We start from the raw sequence: 24,078 nt of genomic DNA, 5'->3' as shown, positions 1-24,078 counted from the left end.
TCAAGGAAGGAATTGTCTCTCCCAGTAATCGCTTTCTTTACTTGGTGTCAATCCTTCTTTCAGGTGGTTAAATTCTGTTTCATCCACTTCTGTTTCCCGTTTGACCCATTCTGCATAAAATTCTTCTGAGGATTTACGTTTCGCTCGAAGCCTTCTTGCAAATCCCAAAATCTCTTTATCGGAAGTTACCACCAAACACTGCGAAGGTATTTCACAATAATTTAAGTAACCGATGATCAGTTCGTCCGCTTTTTTTTCATGGCTATAATGAATGGAAAAACCTTCCCATTCCTCCGAATAACAGTCAGAAAACAAATCCTTCTTCCCATCAAAAAATACCAGAATTTTGCGTTGTTTGAGCTCGCCGAAGTGGCGCTTCAAATGTGCAAGTAACCCCATTCTCGCATCTTGGAGGCGAAATTCCCCCAAACAAAATGCCAGATCTGGAAATTTATACATCAAATTCATCCCGTCGATCAGGATTCTTTCATTTACGGGCACAACTCTAATGAAACCACTTGCCAGATTCGATTAAACCAAAAAAACGTAAACATGGGGAAAAAAATAATCGTCGTCGGTGCCTCGAGTGGGATCGGAAAAGCCATTGCTGAACAAGAATTGAACGCTGGGTCCTCTGTGGTCCTTTTAGCAAGAAGGGAAAAATCCCTCGAATCCATCGCAAAAAAAGGAAATACTTCCAAAGAAAAACGAGCCTTCCCGCTTGTCTTTGATGTGACCAAATTTGCGACAGCAGAGAAAACATTTCAAAAAGCGGTTTCAATACTCGGTGGAGTGGACGAAGTGTATTTTGCCTCTGGAGTGATGCCTGAGATTTCCAAAGAAGAATACAACACAGGCAAAGATTTAGAAATGTTAAACGTTAATCTTTTAGGAGCTGTTGCCTTCCTCAATCCTGTTGCTAGTTTTTTTACCAAACAAAAATCGGGTAAGATTATTGGAATTTCTTCCATTGCAGGAGAAAGAGGGAGAAAAGGGAATCCTGTATATAACACTTCGAAAGCAGGACTCAATACCTATTTAGAGGCTCTACGGAATCGTTTATCAGAATCGAATGTACAAGTAACAACGATTAAACCTGGTTTCGTAAAAACTGATATGACCAAAGGACTCACATTACCAGAGAAAGGATTGTTAAAAGCAATCACGGCAGAAGAAGCCGCAGAAAAAATTCGCGTCATTGTGGCGAATGGTAAGGATGAGGCTTTTGTTCCAGGAATTTGGGCATTAGTAGCACTCATCATCCGCAACATTCCCAATTTTATCTTCAAAAAACTGAGTATATAATATGGTAACAAAAAAAACAAAATCCATTCCTAGTATCAAAGTTCCTCATAAAGAAAAGGTAGAAGCATGGGGAATGAGTTCTTTTTCCATGTCACCAGTGTTTCGTCCTGAAACGGAAGAAGAGATCAAAGAACTTTTTATTTGGGCAAACCAAACTGGCACCAAAGTTGCGTTACGTGGTGGTGGATGTAGTTATGGTGATGCATCTTCGAATAATGATGGAATTGTTTTAGATCTAACTCGTTTCAACAAGGTTTTGGATTTTAATCTTAAAACAGGTGTGATGACGGTTCAATCAGGTGCTAGGATCAAAGACCTTTGGGAAACAGGTATTGAAAATGGATTTTGGCCTCCAGTGGTTTCAGGCACAATGATGCCTACTCTAGGAGGAGCCCTTTCCATGAACATTCATGGAAAAAATAACTTCAAAGTGGGAACCATCGGGGAACACATCAAAGAATTTACATTTTTAACAGCAAAAGGTGATATTCTAGTTTGTTCTCCGAAAAAAAATTCTGATCTATTTTATTCCGCAATATCCGGCTTTGGTATGTTAGGTTGTTTTTTAACGGTTCAGATCAAGATGAAACCAATCTATTCTGGAAAAATGAAAATTGATCCAGTATATGTTCGTAACTTTGACGAATTATTCGAATATTTTGAAGAACATTACAAAACAGCTGATTATTTAGTAGGTTGGATTGATGCATTTGCTTCAGGTAAGGCTCTTGGCCGGGGCCAAATCCACAAAGCGACGAACCTGAAAAAAGGGGAAGATCCAGATTTTCCTGGGAATTGTTTATTAGAAAGACAACATCTACCGACACGTTTGTTTTATCTGATCCCTAAAAAATGGATGTGGATCCTGATGCGACCATTCAGTTTCAATTTTGGAATGCGAATGATCAATTTGGCAAAATGTATCGCAAGTATCTTGGTCAACAATAAGACTTATTACCAAGGACATGCCGAGTATGCTTTTTTATTAGACTATGTTCCAAATTGGAAATTTGTTTATAAACCTGGTGCGATGATCCAATACCAAGTGTTTATTCCAAAAGAGAACGCAAAACAAGCGTTTCGCGAAATTTTTACAAAATGCCAAGATCGTGGGATCGTGAATTATTTATCTGTCTTTAAAAAACACAAACCTGATCCTTTTTTACTCACTCATGCGGTAGATGGATTTTCGATGGCTATGGACTTCCCTGTCACAAAAAGGAATCGAGAAAAACTTTGGTCACTCTGTTATGAGTTGGATGAAATTGTTTTAAAACACAAAGGAAGGTTTTATTTTGCAAAGGATTCAACTCTTCGTAAACGTGTAATGGAATCTTATTTTCCAAAGGATAACTTAAAGAAGTTTTATACTTTAAAGAAAAAATACGATCCGAAAGGAATTTTACAAACCGATTTGTATAAACGCGTATTTTTACAGTCAGTCTGATGAAACTTTTTAAACTTTAAATCACAATCTAACCTTCCTATCTTTTTTAAGATGGGGAGGTTCCAATCCACTTAGATCAAATTTCTACTATTAAAAACAAAACATTGGAAAGATTAGATATTCATCTTTCTATATAGGTAGTATGCGGCTGTTGTGAAAATCACAGGTGTGATCCACATTCCAATCCATATTGGTAAGGCACCATTTTCGGCTAAGGTTTTAGCGGTGGAATTTAAAATATAATACAATAAAACGACTGCAATGGTCAATCCAAGACTTGCCACACCTGCCGATCGTTTGGTGATGGCTCCTGCCAATGCTCCCAGAGTAACCACCACAAATGACATAAGAGGCATGGAAAAAGCCATGTGTTGTTGTACAATTACATTACGAAACGGAATGCCTTTCGTGATACGCGATTGGATTTCATCTGCTAGTTCAAAAAAATTCATCTCTTCTGGATTTCGAATTGGTTTTGAGAAATAAGCTAAATCTTCAGGGAAGTCATATGTTTTTTCAGCATATTTTGTCCTCGATACCAGTTCCAAATTTTCATTGAATCGAACTTCCTCTGCATCATATAAGACCCAACTATGTGGACTTGGAATGAATTTTGCTTTTTGGGATGAAACGGTATAAGTTGGATAACCGTCAGGAGTGATTTCAAAATAATTGAACCCACCCTTAATCGTATTTTCTTTTTCATCAATCCAATAAACGTAATAAAATCCCTTTTTACCTTTGATATGCAATTGGTAAACAAAATCGATGAGTCGATTGGAACCCTTAGCCATGATGCTAAATTGTATTTGTGCATTTTTGTTCGCAGGGATCACAACGATTTGGCCAAACAAGGTCATAACGAGCCAGATAACAATTCCAAAAAACAAAATGGGTGTGATGATCCGCATAAAGGAAACACCAGCCACCATCATTGCCACAAGTTCCTTGTTAACGCTAAACTGTCCGATTACAAAACAAACAGAAAACATCAATGCAGGTGCTACTACCTGGTCGACCATCGAAGGCAAAGAATACAATACGTGCAAATACACATGTGATTGATTTACCTTTGAGGAAACTAAGTATTTCATCACATCTGTGAATTTATAAATCACAATCATCGAGGTTAACATGATGAGTGTGCCAATAAATGTTTTAAAAAAATCAAAAAATAAATATCGATCCAGAGTTCTAAATGGGATAAACTCTTTTTTGAACCAGAGAAAAGGAGCTAAAATAAGGTTCATTGTATTTCCAATAACAGCATACTCATATCATCCGAAATCCGTTTGGCAGAAAAGGACATTGAGTCTTCATAAATAACATTTAAAAAATCATCACCTTTTTTGTCAGAATGATTTTTGATCGAAGAAAACAAATGTTCCTCTCCATAAATTTCACCAGATTCGTCGAAAACTTCTAAAATTCCATCCGAATACAATAAAATACGATCCCCTGATTCGGGTGTGATCTGATAGTTTTTTAAACTCGGCTTCAAAAACGATACAATCAGCGTCCCAAGTCCCTCTAAAAATTTAGGTCCAGATTCTTTTTGAATGAGAATGATGGGAGGATGACCGGCGATGGAATATTTGATTTCTTTTGTTTCTAAATCCACAAATAAAACACAGGCGCTTATATGATTATTGGGAACAAGAGATTGTAATTCATCATGAATGGCTTTTAAACATTCAGAGGGCTCGTTTGTATTTCCATGGATTTTAAATGCAAGGACTGCCATAGCAGAAACCATTGCAGATGCAATTCCATGACCTGAGACATCGGCGAAAAACAATGCCATTTTGCCATCTTCTCTTTGTAAATAACTGATGGCATCTCCACCAACTTGGTCAAAGGACTGAAAAAATGAATAAAACTTGATCCCTTTTGTTTTGGGCCAATCTGTAGTGACCAAGTTTGATTGGGTTTCATTTGCCAATTCCAATTCATTTAACATTCGATCTTGGAATTTTTTCAGTTGTGATTCCGAGATACGAAGTTTTTCAACCGAACTTAGTCGTATATTGAGCGTTAGGTAGGAAACCAAAGAAGGTGTGATGATGGCAGAAAGATAAAGAGACAAATCCACTTGGTGTTCTTTTGTATAAATTCCCACTAATATTCCAGCAGAAGTCACACTTGCTAAATAAGATACCATGGATCGTCTATCAACAAAACTGACTCCGATACAAGAAAGCACCAAAATCATCCCTACCAGATAACCAATGTATAATGAATTCCAATACAACAAAATCAATGAATGCGCACTCATCGTGTAAAAGAACACCAGCATGATGGATTGGATGTTTTTTCGAACCCAATCAACAAAATAGGTAGCGATAAAAAAACTAATCGTGATGGAAGCATGGATGATCCGAATCCATCTCGGATCGTAAAGACCAAGTTCATCTACCGGTGCAAAAATTCCGAAACCAATGAAACTGGAAAACACTACAAGACAAATCCTTGAGATTTTTAAAACCTCATCATCTAGTTTGAATCGATCTTGTAATGATTGTAACTTCATACCAAATTTGTGTTTCCGAATTTAGTTTTAAAAAGTCCAGGTAAAGCAGAGGGTTTTTGTATCTCAAAATCAAACCAAACAAACGATGCATTGCCTGTCAGTACACATTCATTTTCTTCATTCCACATAGAACAAATCACAGAAAACGCTCTGGATGAGATGGTGTCGACTTCCAGAGTGATCTCTAAAGTTGCGGGGAATACAACTTGTTTACGGTAGTCCATATCCAAGTGGGTCAAAACGGGACCGGCTTTGACAGGTTTTAAAGGTGAGTCCCAAAGTCCTTCTTTTGTAAAATAATCAGCCCTGGCGGATTCAAAATAACGAACATATGTTACATTATTGACATGACCAAAAGCATCCATCTCTCCCCAGACAACTTGTTGGATGAATTTGTGTTTGTATTTAGATGGTTTTGACATTTGTATTATCGAACTTCGAATAAAGAGAAAGAAACTACTTTGTTGTCTTTGTCTTTGATTTCCAAACGATATTCCCCTTTTTTTGGTTCCCAGAGATACGGTTCACTTGCTCTCGCTAAAAATAAATCGTTTAAATGATAAGAATACGAAACATCGTAGGAACTGATTGTAAAGAGGATTTTTTGTCTACCATTCGGAATATCTGGATCCAATGCGAAAATACTTCCACTCACGGGAGTCAAAATTCGAAACGATTTGGTTTTTTCGAAACTGTTTTGATTCGAAGTTTCCACTTCAAGATTTGGTACTTCCTCATCCTTGAAAGCCCCCTTCTCCAAAGGTTTCAACTTGGAACCAAGCGATTCATGCAACAAATCCATGGTTTCTCGCCAAACAGGCGCAGCACCAGTGATCCCTGAGACATCTAACATAGGACTTCCAGTCGGATTGCCTACCCACACTCCCACTGTATAATGTTCGGAATAACCAATACACCAATTGTCTCTCATGTCTTGGCTTGTCCCTGTTTTGACTGCTGTATAATACGAAGTGGATAAAAAATTATCCCAACCAAATCCCAATGACCTTGCTTCGCGGTCTGATAGTATATCTGAAATCATATAACTGACCTCGGGAGAAAAAATGACAGTCTGGATCTGGTTTCCTTTGTCTTTCCTCCATTGGATTTTTGAGTAGATTCCACCATTGGCAAACATGCGATATGCATTGGTAAGTTCTAATAAACTAATGTCCGCGGCCCCAAGTGCCAATGAAGGTCCATAATATTCGGGATACAACAGACCTTGGATTCCTAGATCTTCTAATAAGGATACAAATTCGTTCACATCTAAAAATGATAAAGCCCTGATAGCAGGGATATTGAGTGAGGATGCTAAACTTTCCCGAACGGTGACATTACCCTTGTAAGATTTATCATAATTTAAGGGTCGATAGATGCCTTGGTAAACAGAAATACCAATTGGTGAATCGGAAAGGATCGAACTCGGTGTGAGTTTCTTTTGTTGGAAATTCATCGCATACACGAATGGTTTGAGAGTGGACCCTACTTGTCGTTTGGTTCGAATCAGATCTAATTGTGAAACGGAACTCTCTTTTCCGATATTGGAAACATAAACGAGTACATGTCCGGTTTTGTTTTCCAATACCACAACGGCTCCGTCTTTCACGTTTCGATTTTCTAACGTTTTGATATTTCGTTTTAATATTTCCTCTACTTTTTTTTGATATGAAATGGAAATAGATGTATCAATTGTTAAATGATAGTTAGGACCATACTCACCTAATTCTAAAATTGATTTTGCAAATAAAGGCACGATTGACGGTTGCTGTGGGTAATTCAAATTCCGTAACAAAACCTCTCGCACAAAACGAGAGATGTCTTCACAATCAAACGAATCGCCATCCTTGTCGAATTTGAGTAAACACACGCGTTTCGATATTTTTTGAATGGAGCTCTGGGGAGAACGAATGAGGGCGGCAAGTAAATAGGCTTCATTGGGTGTGATGGAACTCACGGATTTATGGAATAATCCTTTTGTGGCGGAAGCGATCCCTCTCAGTTCCCCTCGAAAATAAATTAAGTTCAGATAAGCTGTAAAAATTTCTTCCTTCGACCATGACGATTCTAACTCAGTGGCCCGATGTATTTGTTTGATCTTCTGGAAGATTGACTTTCGCTCCTTTGGTTTTGGTTGTAACTCGGGATCAAGGATTGTGACCAGTTGCATGGTGATCGTCGATCCACCACGAAGAGCAGAACCTTTCAAACTGTTCCAAAAAGAGGCGACGATGGCATTGCCATCCACACCGTTGTGTTCAAAGAACCGTTTGTCTTCCGCATGCACAACAGCATCAATTAGAAATTTGGGAAACTCTTTGTACTCAACCCATTCTTCCGACCGATACTCTTTTCGTACCCGAAGCCTTTGGATGAGTTCCCCCTCTCGATCATAAAAACGAATATCGGAAGGTAAGTAGTTTGATTTCACTTCCTTGTAAGTGGGAAAAGCAAAAAGGATTGTTGGAAAAAGAAATACGTAAAATAAACAAAGTAAACGTTTCCAATCGAAAACGATAGAAAATCGATTTTGGATTGGAATCAATACGAACGAAACAAATTCTATGTGTAGGGAAGAATGAATGGTCTCATTCTGGCAAAATTTCTTTTGACTCATAACCTGTTTCGATAATCAAATGGCTTCCATACTCTCTTATTTTATAGGGTACATTCACCCAAATATGTTTTGTACTTTGGTGTTCAGGGATTTGGCAGAGAATCAAAAACGGTTTTTCGGTAGAGAGACAAAATTGGTATAAAACTTCCAACATTTCTTTCATTCGAGTTGGTGTTTCCGACCAATATGTGTAAGGCGGATCTAAATAAAATATAAACGCAGATTCATCACCCAATTCCCATTTTAATGCATGTTTGGTGGCATCTTTTCGAAACAACTGAACATTGGGTAAACCGCGAAACAAAGTATGTAAATTTCGAAATCTCGTTTGGTCCAATTCATAAGTCAGTAGGCGCTTTGCGGACAAACTGTATGCTTCGGCAGAAATTTGACCACTGCCTGCAAAATAATCGCAAAACAAAACAGAATCAAAGCTAAGTCCCCACGACAATAAACGAGAATCCATCAGTGAGAAGATGGCTTTTTTCACCAGGCTATTGGTAAAGTTTAGATGACCTGATACATCGGGAGGGGATGGAATTTCTTTTCCTTTCCACTTTCCAAAAGAAACGCGAAGGCCTTTCATTTATTTTCCCACCGATTTGATCTCTTCCAATTGAGACAATATATGTTTAGAAGGTGAATTGGATTCAATTTCAGAAAAAATCTTTTTTGCCTCGGATTCATTTTTTAAATCCAAAAGACCTAACCCATACAATAATAGGGCATCATTGTATTTAGGACTTTGTTTTCCATTTTTTTGGAAATCTTTTCCCCATTCCACTAGCAGATCTGACTCTCCAAAAACGAGAGCTCTTTCCATAAACAAATATATGCCATTCCAATAATGGGGCGACAATCTAAAGTTAGGTGATTTTTCTTTCCCAACTTTGGATTTGAGATTTGACCAGTTTTCTTCCGTTGAAACATAAAGAAAAAAAATCCGAGGATCCTTTTCAGGTTCCGCTCCATTTAAGTATTGGAGCGATTGTTTAGAAACTAGAGAATAATTTCCTTTTTTGAATTCTGCATACAAACTAGTAAATCCTGAAGCTTCGCTCCACAGTAGGCTTGGAACGAACAAAAGACAAAAAAGAGAATGGGTTAAAGTCAAATTATAGTTCGGTTATATTGGCAGATCCGCACATTGGGCAGATCAATTCCCATGAGTCGAGGTATTCGTCCTCACCTTCCGCTTCCCACCGATGGTCACAGTCCTCACATGCATACGTTACAACGTCTTCGTTTAGGCTCTCGGCATCGAATTCGTCATCTTCTAAAAAGTCATCTTCCATACCCTTCTCACTAAATCACAAAGAAAAAGCCGTGTCAAGTGGGGAGGGCAAAAAAAAATGGGAACAAACGATGGCGATTTACTCCCGGTACGAACCACATAGAAAGAAGAAATCAAAGGCACCGCTATTTTTATTGGTTTTAGCGCTAGGCCTTTCCGCTTTAGGGTTTACCTATAGAAAAGAAATTTATTTTCTTTTTGCCAAAGACCAAAGTGTCAGGGCCGAAAAAACCAAAGAAAAAACGATCGAACTCTGGAAATCTGGGAACCTAAAAGAAAAAGACATCGAAGATTTCCAATCCATTGCGACAACCTATTCGGAAAAAGACCCAACAGATCCAGTTGCCTTCCACTTGATTGCACGTAGTTTGTTTTGGAATTTAAATCGATTGGGGATTCAATTTGAACATGATAGTCTGATTTTGCATTTAGGTTCCTCCTTTCGTGAATTCATCGGAAGTTCTGTTCTTGCTGCGTCCACCTTAGATTCCATCTTTTGGAATGCTAGGACTGCAGAGGCCTTCTCCTCTTCTCCCTTTTCTGATTGGGAAAATAATCGTGTCCTATTATTCTTAGGAGAAACACACCGAGGTGTCAAAAGGCCACAGGTGCTCGTGGGAGAGTATGGGAATTTAGATCGTTCTAAATTATCATCAGAACTCCAATCCGTTTATGTGTGGCTACTTACGTTTAATACCATGCTTGCGGGGGATGCGGCGGGACTCGATCATTTGATCACCATCACAAAAGATCCAAATTACAAAATTGGAATTCATTTTTCTCCGCGAGAAGAAAACTTCCTTCGTGGTTTGGGTAAATATTATAAAAAAGATTATGTGGGTGCTTTATCATTACTCAGGCAAGCCAAAACCAATAATCCTGATCGTATCACGGAAACTTCCATCATCACAGAAGCGACTATATTTCACTTACAAAATTTATCACAGAAAGGGATTGATTTGTTAGAAGATTTTTATGTATCCAATGGGAAAAAAAATACGGCGATCCCAATTCTAATCGCAAGTTTCATCAAAGAAAAACCAGGTCTGAAAACCAAATTGGATTTAAGTTTGGATCCAAAAGAATGAAATCCATCATAAGTCTTGGAATTTGTTTCCTATTGAATTTTGGTTGTGGTCTTTTTTATAAGGGTGTTCCCAAACCAGGTGAGTTTTGTTATGTGCTAGCAAAACCTCCCGAATGTTTGTATGTTGATTTCGAATCAAAAAAATTAGTTTGGGAAAGTGTTGAATATTCCTTAGACGAAAGACTTCGAATGGATTATTTTTTTCATAAAAACGAAGATTTATACGAATTAACAGTTTCAACTGTGAATCGAGTGGAAATCAAAAATTTATCTCAGTCTAACTTCAACCAGTTTTATATGAGAAAAAAAGAGAAGTTCACCGAGATACAGAAAGGAAATTCTAACGATGAAACAAAACATTGAAGAAATCCAAAAAGAAATTGTTTCTGAATTTTCGGAACTTACTGATTGGGAAGAAAAATTCCAATACTTAATTGAGTTAGGTGAGGAATTACCGAAGTTTCCAGATGAAAAAAGAACAGAAGAGTATTTGGTACCAGGTTGCCAATCTCGAGTTTGGGTTGCTCCTAAGTTAACGGAAGGCAGATTAGAATTTGATGCCGATAGTGATACTGCTCTCACAAAAGGATTAATTGCAATTCTCATACGAGTATTTTCAGGACAAAGTCCAGAAGATATAGCGAATGCCTCACTCGGTTTCATCGAAGAAGTTGGGCTCGCAAAGTTTTTATCCATCTCCAGACGAAACGGACTCTTTTCTATGGTACAAAAACTAAAGGGTTACGCAGAAAAAGTATAACAATCCACTTTTTTCCTTTGCAAAGCGATTGAATCAGCATAGAATTCTCATTCGAATCACTGTTAGGAATTCTATGAAAAAAATTCTAATCTTACTTATTGTTCTTTTTACACTACAATGTGGAAAGGATCTATCTCCCTTTGGTGGAGAACCAAATGTCTCCGCTTTACCAAAACGTTTAAAACCAGAGTGGCCAAGTCCTGATTGGAAAATCGTAAAACCCGAATCTGTTGGAGTAACCTCAGCAAAACTCAAATTAGTTGAAGAGTATGCTTTCACTCGTACTGGAGATGAGACGGATCGGAAAGGTAGAAGGACCGATGCAGTTGTCATCCTTCGCAATGGAAAACTCATTTACGAAAAATATGCTCGTAATTTTACAGAAGATAAAGTCCACTTAACTTGGTCTGTTTCCAAAAGTGTTTTACAAACCATGTATGGGATCGCCGTCAAACAAGGACTCATCAAATTAGATGACCCAGGTTATTACCATTACGAACCACTTAGCCGAGATGAGGCACATAAAAAAATCACCATTCGCCATTTGTTAAACATGTCATCTGGACTTGCTGCGGAAGAAGGGTATGAAAGTGGACCTCTAAAATCTTCCGTGATTGCGATGTTATACACACGTGGGAGAAAAGATATGGGAAGTTTTTGTGCAAGTCTTCCCCTGCGCGCAGAACCAGGAACACAAGTATACTATTCAAGTTGTGATACCAATATCTTATCTGCGATTTTGAAAAAAGTGTATGGTGCGGAAGAATATGACAAACTACCTTTTGAAAAAATCTTCAAACCTTTAGGAATCACAAATGTTACATTTGAACGAGATGGTTCCGGGACGTATGTGGGTTCTTCTTATCTTTATATGACCGCAAGGGACCTTGCTAAAATTGGGTATTTGTATTTAAATGATGGTGTTTGGAATGGAGAGAGATTATTACCTGAAGGTTGGGTGACATTCACTCGGACTCCTGCTCCTGGTTACAAAACCACTCCCTATTCAGATGATTTGTCCCAAGACAATTACACGGCCCATTGGTATGCGAACACAGGAATTCCGAATCGAGGGATCCATGAACCTTGGCCTGATGCACCAAATGATACATTCGCCGCCATTGGCCATTGGGGTCAGATGTTGTATGTCATCCCCAGTTTAGATCTCGTAGTAGTTCGGTTTGGTGATGATCGTGAAAAAGCATTTATCAAAAATGATTTTTTAAAACTAATTAAGGAATCGGTGATTCGGTAATCATATGAAACGTAAAATCTCGGTTATACTCGCATTGTTATTTTTATTTCTTTTGTTTTGGGCACAGTGGAATTGGAAACATTTATCCAGTTTTCCCTCCATCATTTCTAGTTTTTATTCGAAAGAATATTGCAGTTGTTATTTTGTCGTGGAGTTGTCTGAGGATCAGTGCCATGATTTTGCAAGGCAATGGGTTCCCATCAGTGAGTTCAAACTAGACAAAGAAAATAAGTCCGTGACTGTAAAAGGATTAGGTCGATCCAATACCGCCCAATTCCAATCTAAAGAATATGGATGTACTCTGTTAAATGATTGAATTCAATTAGCGATAGTATCGCATACCAGGAAAGATAAAGTTGATGCCAAAGATTAACCCTTTGGCTTTTACCTCTTCTGGTACAGGGCCAAAGTTTTGGCCACGTATGGAATCAAGACAAGCCTGGTCGACAACCACTTGTCCTTGGGAAGAAACCAAACGAACATCCAATACTTGGCCTTGTTCACTCAGCATAAAAAGGACTTTGGTTTCGCCTTCTTTGATCCCTTCCCTTGCCACGATTCCTGCCATATCACGGTAGGCATAGTTTCCACCACCTGGTGGTGCAAAGGATTCCTCAATTCGTTTCAACATACTCTTAAAATAATAATAACCTGCTAGTTGTTTGGTGGGAATTGTCAAAGCCTTCGCTCCGTCCCAACGAAACAAAAAATCCTGTTGGAATCGAAAATTGAATGGAATTTTTGTCATCTGGCCCGCACTAGCGGATTGGTTTGGACTTTCCTGTGCATTGGAATTGGTTTTTGGATCTGCTTTAAAAATTCCAAATTCAAAGATATCATCGTCTTTGGTTTGTTCTGATTTGGGTTGTACTTTACTTGGAGTAGAAGCGGCACTTCCCATAATGAATTCGCGAAACTGTGTTAGGGTATGGAATCCTTGTTTTTCAGTGATCCCACCTCCGCCCGCCGAATCCTTGTTAGATAATGCTTTGTATTCATCCTTTTTGTCGGGATTGATGAACTGTTGTTCCACAAGGACTTCATAAATTTTTTCTTGTTCTTTGGGTCCCAGAGTTTCAGTCGTTTGTTCTTCCGCCCACATCTTCCATAACATATTCCGCGTGATGAGGTGAGCCAAAAAAAAGGAAGAAAGAAGGATCACAAATGTGAAGGCAAAGAAGAGGCGTTTTTCCCCTTCTTCTTTTTCAGGCAATCGGAAATCAAAAGAGAGTGGGGCCATTTTCACGATTTTCTCCCGTATTTCCAATGTACGGAAGTCCTAAATGTTCGTAAGCCTTTTTCGTAGCCACTCGGCCTTGCGGAGTGCGGTCAATGAGCCCTACCCGAACAAGGAAAGGTTCGTAGGTGTCTTCAATGGTGCGTTCTTCCTCACCAAGTACAACGGCAATCGGTTTGATCCCCACAGGCCCTCCACCATATCGAGAGATGAGGATATCTAAAATTTGGCGGTCCACGGCATCAAGGCCCAGATGGTCGACTCCCATGCGGTCAAAGGCATAACGACAAGTCTTTAAACTCACAGAGGTTTCGTTATTTACCTCCGCAAAATCACGCACCCGTTTGAGTAAGTGGTTGGCAATCCTTGGCGTTTTGCGACTTCGTTTGCCAACTTCCATAGCCACACCTTGCCCGAGTTCCACTCCCAGAAGTTTTGCCGATCGGTCCACGATGATTTGCATCTCTTCATCCGTATAAAAATCCAACTTGAGATGGATGCCAAATCGAGATTTGAGTGGATCACTCACAAGACCTGACCTTGTGGTGGCACCGACTAAGGTGAAGGGTTGGAGTTGGATTTGTAATGCGTTTGCGGTGACACCTTCTCCCACAACGAGATCCACAAAAAAATTCTCCATGGCTGGGTATAACAGTTCTTCCTGTTTTTTGATGAAACCATGGATTTCATCGATGAAGAGGACTTCGTTGGTTTTGAGTAGAGTGAGAAACCGTACCAAATCGGCTCCCTTGGAAATGGCGGGAGCTGATGTAGGAGTGAAGGCAACGGCCAGTTCGTTGGCGATGATATTGGCGAGAGTGGTTTTTCCAAGGCCCGGTGGGCCTGAAATGAGCACGTGGTCAAGAGGGCTCTTTCGTTTCCGAGCCGCCTCGACATACACCGATAGATTGGCTAAGACCTCTTTTTGTCCAATGAACTCAGACAGTTTTGTGGGGCGAAGGTTTGGTTCTTCTTCGCCCGCTTGCATCCAATCTTCTCGTAAACTCACCTCAATTGGGTTTCTTCTCTGGAGTGATGGACGTCAAGATTTCATTTTTATTTCGGATGATTTTTAGTTCGACTCGTTTGCCAATTTTGGAATTCACAATCATTCCCACGAGCTCATCTGGAGTGCGCACTGGTTTGCCATCAAATTCAATGATCACATCCATCAGTTGTAATCCCGCTTTGTTGGCAGGCGATCCCTTGTAGATTTGGTGGACAATGGCCCCTTGGTTGTTTTTCAAACCAAATTGTGCGATGTCACGTTCCGTAATATAATCTACCCCAGCTCCAATCCATGCACGTGCGACAACTCCATTCAACTTCAATTCTTCCACAACACGACGAGCTTCATTGATCGGAATGGCAAAACCAATTCCATCAGACCCACCAGATTGGCTCACAATCATTCGGTTGATCCCAATCACTTCGCCTCGGATATTGAGGAGTGGCCCTCCACTATTCCCTTGGTTGATGGCAGCATCCGTTTGGATGTAGGCAAGACCTGATTTATCAAGCCCCCCCCTTTGGATGGCCGATACCACTCCTACAGTAAACGATTGTTCGAGGCCAAGGGGCGCACCAATGGCGATCGCCCAATTCCCCACTCTGACTTTACTCGAGTCGCCAATCAAACTGGGCACAAGTGTTCCTTTGGGAGCGCTGATTTTTAATAAGGCAATGTCGGCAGTGGGATCCGAACCAATGAGTTTTGCTTCGTATTCACTTTTGTTTTTTAACTTCACCGTAAACTTATCCATGTTTTGGACAACATGGTGGTTTGTCATAACGTAACCATCTTCATTGAGGACGATGCCTGAACCAAGCCCTGAAAGTTTTTGTTGGCGAGACCCTTTTCTTTGGTTTTGGGGATTCCCAAAAAAATACTCAAACGGGTGTAAGGGCACATTCACCGTTCCTTCCGTGGCAATCGAAACAACACTTGGGGAAACTTTATCAAAAACTTCTTGGAAGGCATCTTCTAAGGCAACGGCTTGGGTTTGGGCTGGTGATAATTTTTCGCCACCATCTGCCTTGAGTTGCAATGGGTTTTCAGAAGAATTTCCGCATGTTAAGATGGGAGACAAAAATGTCCCGAGTAATAAAAAGCTAAACGCGACGGCAATGTATCGTAAAGGATTCGTTTTTTTCTCAGTCATAGACAATGAATACTCTCTCCTATAGTATCAGACCCAAAGAAGGGCGGGAAAGTTCCCATTTCTTGGGATCGTTTTTTTACAAAAAAACTTGAACAATTTGTAACACGTCAACCAAGTCTTAGTATGGCCAAAAAGGTTTTGATTCCCCTCTGTCCTGGTTTTGAAGAAATGGAAGCCATCATTCTCATTGATGTCCTTCGTCGCGGGAATGTGGAAGTGGTTTCAGCCAGCAAAACAAAAGAACCAGTCGTGGCTTCTCGGAATACAATCCATATCAGTGACACAACCTTTTCAGAGATCAATGTTGATGAATTTGATGCGATTGTTTTGCCCGGTGGGATGAATGGAACAAAAAATTTGATGGCCGATACAGAAATCCAAAAGATCCTCTCTATCTTCCATTCCTCCAAAAAACACATTGGTGCTATCTGTGCCGCGCCTGCCGTCTTACGAAAATGGGATATCATCTCTGGGAATGACCCATACACGGCCTTTCCCTCCACAGACGATTTGGCGAAAGGAAAAGGGGGAAGGTATACGGGAAATCGGATTGAGTCCTTTCACCATATCCATACGAGTGTTGGACCTGGATCAGCATTTGCATTTGCTTTGTATTTGTTGGAATTGTTCGAAGGGAAGGAAGTGATGGAGAGAGTCAAACAAGGACTCCAACTGCCTCAATCGGAGTGAGAATTTCGTTCGCTGATGAGAGACTGGACTGCCATCTCTTCGGTATCAAACACTTCTAAGTGACTTTCCATCCCAGTCATTTTAAACACTTTGGCGACGGAACCATGTACACTACATACCTTTAGATTGCCATGGTATTTTTTAAGTTTGTACATGGCGGTCACAAGAGTTCCAATTCCAGAACTATCCATAAAGGGAACCTTTTCTAAATTCACAACGATCTCGTATTGGTGTTTGCGCATTTTGTCATCCAAAATGTCTTTCAATTCTTTTGCATTGTACAAATCAACTTCACCTTCAATGGTGATGACAACTACCTGATTCGAAGACGTTTCGCGAATGACCATTTGATTTAAGTTTGCACCATAAAAAGAAATGAAAAGGAAAAAAATTACATTCGAAAGACACCGAACGGTTTTCTTTCTTCTTTCCTTCTACTGAGGATGGACAATGCCCTTCCTAAAATATTGCGAGTGTCTGCCGGGTCTATGATTCCATCATCCCAAAGCCGAGCGGAGCTATACACAGCAGAGGATTTTTTTTCATAATCATCTAAAATTGGTTTTTTGAAAGTTGTTTCTTCATCAGGTAAAATGGTTTCCCCTTGGGCTTCTTTTTGGTCTTTTTTTACCGTCCATAAAACATTGGCAGCTTGTTCTCCACCCATAACAGAGATCCGAGCATTTGGCCACATCCATAAAAATTCGGGAGCAAAGGCACGACCACACATTCCATAATTACCAGCCCCATAAGATCCTCCCGTAACAATGGTTAGTTTGGGGACAGTCGTTGTTGAGACCGCATTGACCATTTTGGCACCATCACGGGCAATCCCATTGTTTTCATATTTTTTCCCAACCATAAAACCAGTGATGTTTTGGAGGAAAAGCAAAGGGATTCGCCTTTGGTCACAGAGTTCTATAAAGTGTGAAGCTTTCAGAGCCGACTCTGAAAACAAAACCCCATGATTGGCGATAATGCCGACGGGGTGACCATAAATTTCGGCAAACCCCGTTACGATCGTCGTGGCATATAGTTTTTTAAATTCATGAAACCTAGAACCATCCACTAACCTTGCGATGATCTCTCTTGGATCATAGGATTTACGAGAATCTCTTTCGATGATTCCATAAATTTCTTCTGTTGGATATAAAGGATCTTCAGTTTCTTTTGGAGTTGTGAAATTTTTTACATTTAAATTTTTGATAATGGATCTTGTAATTTCCAAAGCATGGTAATCGTCTTCTGCATAATGATCAGTGACACCCGAAATACGGCAATGAACATCTGCGCCACCTAACTCTTCACCAGTGACAACTTCTCCTGTAGCCGCTTTGACTAGAGGTGGTCCTCCAAGAAAAATTGTCCCATTCCCCTTTACAATCACGGATTCGTCAGACATAGCAGGGATATAAGCACCACCCGCAGTGCAAGAACCCATAACAACCGCTATTTGAGAAATTCCTTTTGCACTCATCCGAGCTTGGTTAAAAAAGATCCTACCAAAATGATCTTTGTCAGGAAAAACTTCGTCTTGCATGGGCAAAAATGCTCCACCAGAATCCACTAAATAAACACAAGGGAGTGAATTGTTTTCGGCGATCTCTTGAGCACGAACATGTTTTTTGACGGTCAATGGATAATACGTTCCACCTTTGACTGTTGCATCATTGGCAACAATCATACAGTCAACACCTTCCACTTTTCCAATTCCTGTGATGATACCGGCGGATGGCACTGGATCGTTGTACACACCTTCTGCGGCAAGTCCACAGATTTCCATAAATTCTGTATTGGAATCGATGAGTTCTGCAATTCGTTCCCTTGCAGTGAGTTTGCCTCGCGACTTATGTTTTTCCAAGGCCTTTTTGCCACCACCTAACTTAACTTTTTCGATGGTTTTTCGTATGGGAACAAGAGTTTCTAAGTATGTAGTTCGATTTGAAATAAAATCAGATGATAACGGGTTTATTTTTGAGATCAGCCTTTCCATACTAGTCCTTATTTTGTTTGTTAAAGTGGAATGTTTTGGTTTTTTTGTGAGAAAAACTATCTACAAAATAATGTAGTTTTTCATAAACAACGGTTGGGCACTCTTCCATCGCTAAATGTTTACATGGCAAAAACACGAGACTACTTGTCCTTAACGTTTCTTTCATGTATTCAGTTTGTTTCGGAGAAATTCGAAAATCCTCTTCTCCTAAATAAATTTGCCTAAGGCCTACAAAATGTTTTGCTCCTTCTTCAATTTCACGAAGTGCATGTGTGGAGCGATCTACATTTCGAATGAATTCCAATGTGTTTTTTTTATTCTTTCCCTCGAATAACAAATGATACATGGTCTTTTCCCACTCGCTTGTAAAGTGATGGGTTTTTTTCACAAGAAACCATTTATAAAAAAAACGAAGTAGTGGTGGACGGAATAAAAAACTAAAAATTTCACCGATGATCGGAAGACGTAAAAAATGTAATGGGAAATAGTATCGAAATTTGGGCAAGTTCATGAACCCACCTAAAATCGAAAGGGATTTGTATTGATTTGAATGTTCTTTGAATGCAAAACATAAAATAGGCAAAGCGTAATCAAATGCCACTACATGCACTTTTTTGTCGCCGACTACTTTTTCCAAAAAAGGTGATAAATAATGTGCCTGCAATCGATGCGACAATGGCCCATCAGGTCTTCCACTAAAACCAGTTCCTAAAAAATCGAGAGCAATCACACGGTAGTGAGTTGATAACAACTCCACTAATTTACGATAGTTATATGATGTTGTTAAAAAACCTGGTAACAAAAAAATGATTTCGTCACCCTTTCCTTCTTCAATATAAAAAAAACTCAAACCATCGATTTCAACAGTTTTACCGGAATTAATATGTGCCTGTAAACTAGGTGTCATGTTTTACTCCGTACACTTTCCATACAGTTTTCTCAAATAAAGATCCTCAAATTCAAACAAATTCATCCCTCTACGTGCCATGATCTTTTTGGTATCAAATAAAAATTCTTCCAGTCGGTAACGTTCTCCAGGTTTGATCCAAGTAAATGCAGGCACATACCCTTGGATCCTTGATTCCACTATGTTACTTGCAATATCAAATACGGTTCCTGTGTTTGACATCACACCAATCGCAAGTTTTGTAAATGGACCAATGATGGACCCAAATTTAATGGTGCCTGTATTGACGATGGCATCACCTACTTTGAGTTTCACGATTCCATAATTATTTTTTAGATCACTTGTTGTGGACAGAGCACCTAAATTGACCCAACTAGAAACAAAACTATGACCCAAAAAACCTTCATGGTGTTTGTTGGTATAATCCAAAATGATGGAATTTTCAACTTCACCACCTATCCGACATTGGTTTCCAATCAACGTTCCACCAGTGATCCTTGCATTGTCGATCTGGCAATTTTTACCTATAAATAAAGGTCCTTCCAAAAAACTAAAAGATGAAATTTTGACTCCATCTTCAATGAGAATGGGACCATGAGTAGTATCAAAAACAACTCCAGGATAAATGGTTGCCCCTGAATGGATGTAAAGGTGTTTGTCTTTGCCAACAATATGAAAACCTGATTGTTTTGATTTGTACTTTTGGCGAAACCGTTTCCATTCTTTATCAATGTTCAAAGTGTCTTCTATAATCGATGTTACAGTTCCAAGTAACTCCCAAGGTAAAAAGGAATTAGAACTATAAATAGAATCATAGTTTTCTAAAGTTGCTGGAAAAACATGTGGGTAACGATTGAAGATTAATGTTTCAAAATCCGGATTTGGTCCTTTATAAAAAAATTTTGAACCTGGGTATTTTCTATCTAATTTTTCGAGTAGATTCATTCCTCCTAAGTTCCATTCAAAAAATGAATGGAACCTCGAAAGTGGTTCAAGAGAGGGATTACGTTTAGAATCGTCGAATAAGAGATTCACAAATCACTCCACTGTAACAGATTTTGCTAAGTTCCTAGGTTGGTCCACATTGCACCCTCTAAGGATTGCTATGTGATACGATAACAACTGTAAAGGAATGACTGCAAGTAAAGGAACGAGGGCGTCCGCAGTTTTTGGAATCTGGAATGTAAAATCTGCCATACTTTGGATTTCAGTATCTCCGTCCGTCACAATGGCAATTACCTTACCTTTTCTTGCTTTCACTTCTTGGATATTTGAAATCACCTTTTCATACGAGCTATCTTTAGTCGCAATGAAAACAACCGGCATATCTTCATCAATGAGAGCAATTGGTCCATGTTTCATTTCAGCAGCAGGGTATCCTTCCGCATGGATATAAGAGATTTCCTTTAACTTTAAGGCTCCTTCCAATGCAACAGGGAAATTAAAACCTCGTCCCAAATAAAGGAAGTTAGATGCTCTATAAAAATTTTCAGATATATTTCGAATCTCTTCGTCTTTGGTTAAAATTTTTGCGACTTTATCAGGAATGGAGTCAAGCTCTAAGAGTAAAGTTTGGTAATCCGATAACGAGATCGTTCCTTTTTTTAATCCTAAATAAAGAGCCATCATGGTTAAGATGGTGACTTGTGATGTAAACGCTTTTGTGGAAGCCACACCAATCTCAGGACCAGCATGCAAATAAGCACCTGCGTGAGAGGCACGCGCAATTGATGAACCCACGACATTACATACACCAAAAATCAAAGCACCTTTAGACTTCGCAAGTTCGATGGCAGCCAGCGTATCAGCTGTTTCACCTGACTGCGAAACGGCGATCACCACATCTCTTTCCGTAACAATCGGATTACGATAACGAAATTCGGATGCATATTCAACTTCTGTTGGGATACGAGCAATATCTTCAAATAAATATTCACCAATGAGCCCTGCATGCCAAGAGGTTCCGCACCCAACCAATATCAGTCGATCAGCATTTAAAAATCGATTTAAATATTGGTCTATCCCACTTAAGAACAAATGGTGTTCGCGCGAAACCAAACGACCACGCATCGCATCCCGAATGGACTTTGGCTGTTCAAAAATTTCCTTCAACATAAAGTGTGGGTATCCACCTTTCTCTATGTCTTCCAAATCCAATTCTAATTTTTGAATGAATGGAGTTTTGGTTACGTTCTCTAAATTTTTGACAACGAGGCTTCCGTCTTTGATGATCGCCATTTCTTGGTCATTGAGATAGGTTACATTATTTGTATATTCGATGATCGGAGTTGCATCTGATGCCACAAAGTATTCATCCTCACCAATTCCAATCACGAGTGGAGAACCTTTCCTTGCGGCAATCATACTGCGTTCATTGTCTTTCGAAAGTACAACGATGGCGTAAGCTCCTACCACTTCATTCAATGCAAGACGAACAGCTTCTTCGATCGTACAATTATTTTGTTTTTTGATCTCTTCGATCAGATGGATGAGTACTTCAGAATCTGTATCAGATTTGAATACATGTCCATTACTCTCAAGTTCCTTTTTGATAGAACTATAGTTTTCAATGATACCGTTATGGATGATGGCAAGTTTTCCATCCGAACTTGTGTGAGGGTGCGCATTACGATCATTAGGTTCACCGTGTGTGGCCCAACGTGTGTGACCAATTCCGAGACTTGCTTCCAATTTCCGGTTTCCAATTTCAGATTCTAAATCAGCGACCTTCCCTTTTTTTTTGACAATCTCCAAACCACCGTTTAACAGAGCCACACCGGCACTGTCATACCCTCGGTATTCTAATCTTTTTAAACCTTTAATGATAACAGGGAGTGCCTGTCTTTTACCTAAATAACCTACGATTCCACACATTGTTTTACTCTCTTTAAGGTAGATTCCAAATCCGATTGGGATTTTGTTTCTGTAATGACACGAAATATAGGTTCCGTATTGGAAGGTCTGATGTGGATCCATGAATCAGACATATACATCCACAACCCATCTTTTTCTGAAATGAGTTTTGGCGAAAACTCTGTTTGAAATTTGTTGTATAAACTTTCTAAGGAGATTCCTTTTGCCAAAGGAAAGGACTGTTTGTCCATAAATAAATTCGGCAAACCATCCATCAATTCATCGATGGTGTTTCCTGTTTCTGCCATTAGATTGAGAATATGAGCAATCCCTGATAAAGTGTCTCGGCCAAAAGATGGAATATTTGGATCAATCACACCACCGTTCCCTTCGCCACCAAATACGGATTTGGTTCTGATCATTTCTTCTACGACGTTTGCTTCACCGACTTTACTTCGAATTACTTCACCACCAAATCGAGAAGCCACTTCTTCATTTAGAAAACTCGTTGAGAGATTCACCACGACTTTGGATTTTTTTTTGGATTCCGAAAGTACATTCATCAGCGCAAGTGGCAATGTATATTCTTCTGAAATGGCACCACGTTTTGGAGTGAACAAAACCAATCGATCCGCATCCGGATCTAGAGCAAATCCAATATTCGCTTTGGATTTTTTGAAATAAGGTTCTACCGTTTTTAAAGCCTTTGCAGTTGGTTCTGGAGGACGAGGGAATGTTCCATCGGGATTACAGTTATGTGAGATTACCTTACAACCTAACATCTGTAAAAATTTTGGTACAACATAAGAACCTGCACCACCGACTGCGTCCACAAATACTGTAAATTTTTTCTTTTTGATTTTTGTTACATTCACACGTTTGAGAACTGAGGATAAATGTAAGTCGATATAATCTTCTCCAGAGTCAATGTACCCTTTTGGAGAAATTTGTTCTTTAAAAAATTTTCCTGACTGAAGTATAGAAAGTAAAGTTTGGTTTTCATTTGCAGAAAAGAAAAACCCTTTTTTGGAAATAAATTTAAATGCATTCCATTCCATAGGATTATGAGATGCAGAAATCATAATCCCACCATTTGCTTTGGCTAAGTTAACCACTGCTTTTGTTGTGGGAGTGGGAACAAGTCCCAAAGTTAAAACAGAACTTCCAGAAGCTAACAAAGCTGAGGTGAGAAGCGATTCTAAATATGGGCCACTTGGTCTTGAGTCGCGACCAATCACTACAGTTCCACCATTCATCATGGTGGCAAAAGATTTAGAAAAGCTGAGCGCCTCTTCTAATCCAAATCCTTGTCCTATTTTTCCCCGTACCCCGGAGATGGAAATCATGAGAGAGGATAAATCATACTCTTTAGTGAAATGCATACAATACGATCAAGGTTCTTGGATTCGCACTGTAAGTCTATCTTTTTACTTTATGTGAAGTATCAGAGAGGAGGAAATAAAAAATAGATTTGAAGTAAAACGGTTTGGGCGATGACAGGATTGAACTGCCGACCCGCTGCTTGTAAGGCAGCTGCTCTCCCAGCTGAGCTAATCGCCCGTTGTTATGACCAATGTAGGGGAGCTCTGAAATCTGTAAATGAGAATTAGAAATAAAAAAGGCCACACGATGGTGGCCTCATTCCAAGGTGCTAAAAGCAAATGTTAGGCGGCTTTTGCCTCAATTGAGTTGATGCGAAGTGCCATGCGGGATTTTTTACGATCTGCATTTTTTTTGTGGATGAGTTTTGTTTTCGCAGCTCTGTCCAATTTAGAAGATAGTTTAGAAAAAACAGTCAATGCTTCCGTTTTGTCGCCAGATTTGATGGCTTTGATGAGAAGACGTGCGTATGTGCGTAATTCAGTACGGTCTTCCCCATTTCGCTCTTTTCTACGAGCGGTTCTACGGATGTCTTTTTTAGATGATTTTAAATTAGCCAAG

At 39.5% G+C, this 24,078-nt stretch carries 26 protein-coding genes and 1 tRNA gene; 8 read left to right on the top strand and 19 right to left on the bottom strand.

Translation table 11 applies throughout. The features are described from left to right. On the bottom strand, positions 1-501 hold the full coding sequence (locus tag LEPBI_RS02650; protein ID WP_012387565.1) for an NYN domain-containing protein: 501 nt from the start codon (positions 499-501) through the stop codon (positions 1-3). A 51-nt stretch (positions 502-552) separates the two neighbouring features. On the opposite strand from LEPBI_RS02650, the gene LEPBI_RS02645 reads away from it, so the two are divergent. Together LEPBI_RS02645 and LEPBI_RS02640 are read left to right on the top strand one after the other, a co-directional pair. Further along, positions 553-1,305 carry an SDR family NAD(P)-dependent oxidoreductase gene (locus tag LEPBI_RS02645; protein WP_012387564.1) on the top strand — a complete coding sequence of 251 codons (753 nt, stop codon included), beginning with the start codon at positions 553-555 and terminating at the stop codon, positions 1,303-1,305. Between the two features lies 1 nt (position 1,306). Beyond that, positions 1,307-2,752 (top strand): FAD-binding oxidoreductase, encoded by a 1,446-nt coding sequence (locus tag LEPBI_RS02640; protein WP_012387563.1) that lies wholly within the window; start codon positions 1,307-1,309, stop codon positions 2,750-2,752. Between the two features lie 113 nt (positions 2,753-2,865). On the opposite strand, the gene LEPBI_RS02635 is transcribed toward LEPBI_RS02640, so the two are convergent. The 7 genes from LEPBI_RS02635 to LEPBI_RS02605 are packed head-to-tail and all read right to left on the bottom strand — an operon-like array spanning position 2,866 to position 9,194. Beyond that, on the bottom strand, positions 2,866-4,002 hold the full coding sequence (locus tag LEPBI_RS02635; protein ID WP_012387562.1) for an LptF/LptG family permease: 1,137 nt from the start codon (positions 4,000-4,002) through the stop codon (positions 2,866-2,868). Beyond that, positions 3,999-5,282 carry a PP2C family protein-serine/threonine phosphatase gene (locus tag LEPBI_RS02630; RefSeq protein WP_012387561.1) on the bottom strand — a complete coding sequence of 428 codons (1,284 nt, stop codon included), beginning with the start codon at positions 5,280-5,282 and terminating at the stop codon, positions 3,999-4,001. The genes LEPBI_RS02635 and LEPBI_RS02630 overlap by 4 nt, the downstream gene beginning before the upstream one ends. Beyond that, positions 5,279-5,704: an acyl-CoA thioesterase gene (locus LEPBI_RS02625; protein ID WP_012387560.1), complete on the bottom strand. Its 426-nt coding sequence runs from the start codon at positions 5,702-5,704 to the stop codon at positions 5,279-5,281. The genes LEPBI_RS02630 and LEPBI_RS02625 overlap by 4 nt, the downstream gene beginning before the upstream one ends. Positions 5,705-5,709: 5 nt before the next feature. Continuing rightward, on the bottom strand, positions 5,710-7,827 hold the full coding sequence (gene pbpC / locus LEPBI_RS02620) for a penicillin-binding protein 1C (RefSeq protein WP_012387559.1): 2,118 nt from the start codon (positions 7,825-7,827) through the stop codon (positions 5,710-5,712). A gap of 43 nt (positions 7,828-7,870) precedes the next feature. After that, positions 7,871-8,485 carry an RsmD family RNA methyltransferase gene (locus tag LEPBI_RS02615; protein WP_012387558.1) on the bottom strand — a complete coding sequence of 205 codons (615 nt, stop codon included), beginning with the start codon at positions 8,483-8,485 and terminating at the stop codon, positions 7,871-7,873. Next, complete coding sequence (locus tag LEPBI_RS02610; RefSeq protein ID WP_012387557.1) at positions 8,486-9,013, bottom strand: hypothetical protein; 528 nt, start codon at positions 9,011-9,013, stop codon at positions 8,486-8,488. Between the two features lies 1 nt (position 9,014). Continuing rightward, a complete protein-coding gene (locus LEPBI_RS02605; RefSeq protein WP_012387556.1) occupies positions 9,015-9,194 on the bottom strand; it encodes a hypothetical protein in 180 nt (59 codons plus the stop codon). Positions 9,195-9,264: 70 nt separating this feature from the next. On the opposite strand from LEPBI_RS02605, the gene LEPBI_RS02600 reads away from it, so the two are divergent. The 5 genes from LEPBI_RS02600 (at position 9,265) to LEPBI_RS02580 (ending at position 12,611) form a co-directional block, all read left to right on the top strand. Next, positions 9,265-10,281 (top strand): hypothetical protein, encoded by a 1,017-nt coding sequence (locus LEPBI_RS02600; protein WP_012387555.1) that lies wholly within the window; start codon positions 9,265-9,267, stop codon positions 10,279-10,281. Further along, on the top strand, positions 10,278-10,643 hold the full coding sequence (locus LEPBI_RS02595; protein ID WP_012387554.1) for an LIC12806 family lipoprotein: 366 nt from the start codon (positions 10,278-10,280) through the stop codon (positions 10,641-10,643). Before LEPBI_RS02600 ends, LEPBI_RS02595 begins: the two co-directional genes overlap by 4 nt. Next, the gene (locus LEPBI_RS02590; RefSeq protein ID WP_012387553.1) at positions 10,627-11,040 is read left to right on the top strand and encodes a SufE family protein; all 414 of its coding nucleotides are present in this window, start codon (positions 10,627-10,629) and stop codon (positions 11,038-11,040) included. Before LEPBI_RS02595 ends, LEPBI_RS02590 begins: the two co-directional genes overlap by 17 nt. A gap of 73 nt (positions 11,041-11,113) precedes the next feature. After that, positions 11,114-12,295 (top strand): serine hydrolase domain-containing protein, encoded by a 1,182-nt coding sequence (locus LEPBI_RS02585; protein WP_012387552.1) that lies wholly within the window; start codon positions 11,114-11,116, stop codon positions 12,293-12,295. 4 nt (positions 12,296-12,299) lie between these two features. Next, a complete protein-coding gene (locus LEPBI_RS02580; protein ID WP_012387551.1) occupies positions 12,300-12,611 on the top strand; it encodes a hypothetical protein in 312 nt (103 codons plus the stop codon). A 6-nt stretch (positions 12,612-12,617) separates the two neighbouring features. Here LEPBI_RS02580 and LEPBI_RS02575 read toward each other — a convergent pair whose 3' ends face one another. The 3 genes from LEPBI_RS02575 to LEPBI_RS02565 are packed head-to-tail and all read right to left on the bottom strand — an operon-like array spanning position 12,618 to position 15,694. Continuing rightward, the gene (locus LEPBI_RS02575; protein WP_012476128.1) at positions 12,618-13,535 is read right to left on the bottom strand and encodes a TonB family protein; all 918 of its coding nucleotides are present in this window, start codon (positions 13,533-13,535) and stop codon (positions 12,618-12,620) included. After that, a complete protein-coding gene (gene ruvB / locus LEPBI_RS02570; protein ID WP_041769942.1) occupies positions 13,516-14,520 on the bottom strand; it encodes a Holliday junction branch migration DNA helicase RuvB in 1,005 nt (334 codons plus the stop codon). The genes LEPBI_RS02575 and ruvB overlap by 20 nt, the downstream gene beginning before the upstream one ends. Positions 14,521-14,542: 22 nt before the next feature. Continuing rightward, the gene (locus LEPBI_RS02565) at positions 14,543-15,694 is read right to left on the bottom strand and encodes a S1C family serine protease (RefSeq protein ID WP_041769601.1); all 1,152 of its coding nucleotides are present in this window, start codon (positions 15,692-15,694) and stop codon (positions 14,543-14,545) included. 123 nt (positions 15,695-15,817) lie between these two features. On the opposite strand from LEPBI_RS02565, the gene LEPBI_RS02560 reads away from it, so the two are divergent. Next, positions 15,818-16,384: a DJ-1 family glyoxalase III gene (locus tag LEPBI_RS02560; RefSeq protein WP_012387547.1), complete on the top strand. Its 567-nt coding sequence runs from the start codon at positions 15,818-15,820 to the stop codon at positions 16,382-16,384. Here the strand turns inward: LEPBI_RS02560 and LEPBI_RS02555 are convergent. From LEPBI_RS02555 to rpsT, 8 genes are all read right to left on the bottom strand, one after another. Further along, on the bottom strand, positions 16,372-16,731 hold the full coding sequence (locus LEPBI_RS02555) for an STAS domain-containing protein (protein ID WP_012387546.1): 360 nt from the start codon (positions 16,729-16,731) through the stop codon (positions 16,372-16,374). The two genes, LEPBI_RS02560 and LEPBI_RS02555, sit on opposite strands and share 13 nt — an antisense overlap. A gap of 44 nt (positions 16,732-16,775) precedes the next feature. Beyond that, a complete protein-coding gene (locus LEPBI_RS02550) occupies positions 16,776-18,377 on the bottom strand; it encodes a carboxyl transferase domain-containing protein (protein WP_012387545.1) in 1,602 nt (533 codons plus the stop codon). Position 18,378: 1 nt separating this feature from the next. Beyond that, complete coding sequence (locus tag LEPBI_RS02545) at positions 18,379-19,284, bottom strand: alpha/beta fold hydrolase (protein ID WP_012387544.1); 906 nt, start codon at positions 19,282-19,284, stop codon at positions 18,379-18,381. 3 nt (positions 19,285-19,287) lie between these two features. Then, positions 19,288-20,319: a GlmU family protein gene (locus LEPBI_RS02540; RefSeq protein WP_012387543.1), complete on the bottom strand. Its 1,032-nt coding sequence runs from the start codon at positions 20,317-20,319 to the stop codon at positions 19,288-19,290. Positions 20,320-20,322: 3 nt separating this feature from the next. Continuing rightward, positions 20,323-22,158, bottom strand: coding sequence for a glutamine--fructose-6-phosphate transaminase (isomerizing) (gene glmS / locus LEPBI_RS02535; protein WP_012387542.1), 1,836 nt, complete (start codon positions 22,156-22,158; stop codon positions 20,323-20,325). Next, complete coding sequence (glmM, locus tag LEPBI_RS02530) at positions 22,143-23,519, bottom strand: phosphoglucosamine mutase (protein ID WP_012387541.1); 1,377 nt, start codon at positions 23,517-23,519, stop codon at positions 22,143-22,145. Before glmM ends, glmS begins: the two co-directional genes overlap by 16 nt. Positions 23,520-23,624: 105 nt before the next feature. After that, positions 23,625-23,697 (bottom strand) — tRNA-Val (locus tag LEPBI_RS02525). A gap of 104 nt (positions 23,698-23,801) precedes the next feature. Continuing rightward, positions 23,802-24,077, bottom strand: coding sequence for a 30S ribosomal protein S20 (rpsT, locus tag LEPBI_RS02520; RefSeq protein WP_012387540.1), 276 nt, complete (start codon positions 24,075-24,077; stop codon positions 23,802-23,804). Position 24,078: the final 1 nt, after the last annotated feature.

It is taken from the genome of Leptospira biflexa serovar Patoc strain 'Patoc 1 (Paris)' (assembly GCF_000017685.1).
Taxonomy (GTDB): Bacteria; Spirochaetota; Leptospiria; order Leptospirales; family Leptospiraceae; genus Leptospira_A; species Leptospira_A biflexa.
This window is presented reverse-complemented; position numbering and strand designations above follow the sequence as displayed.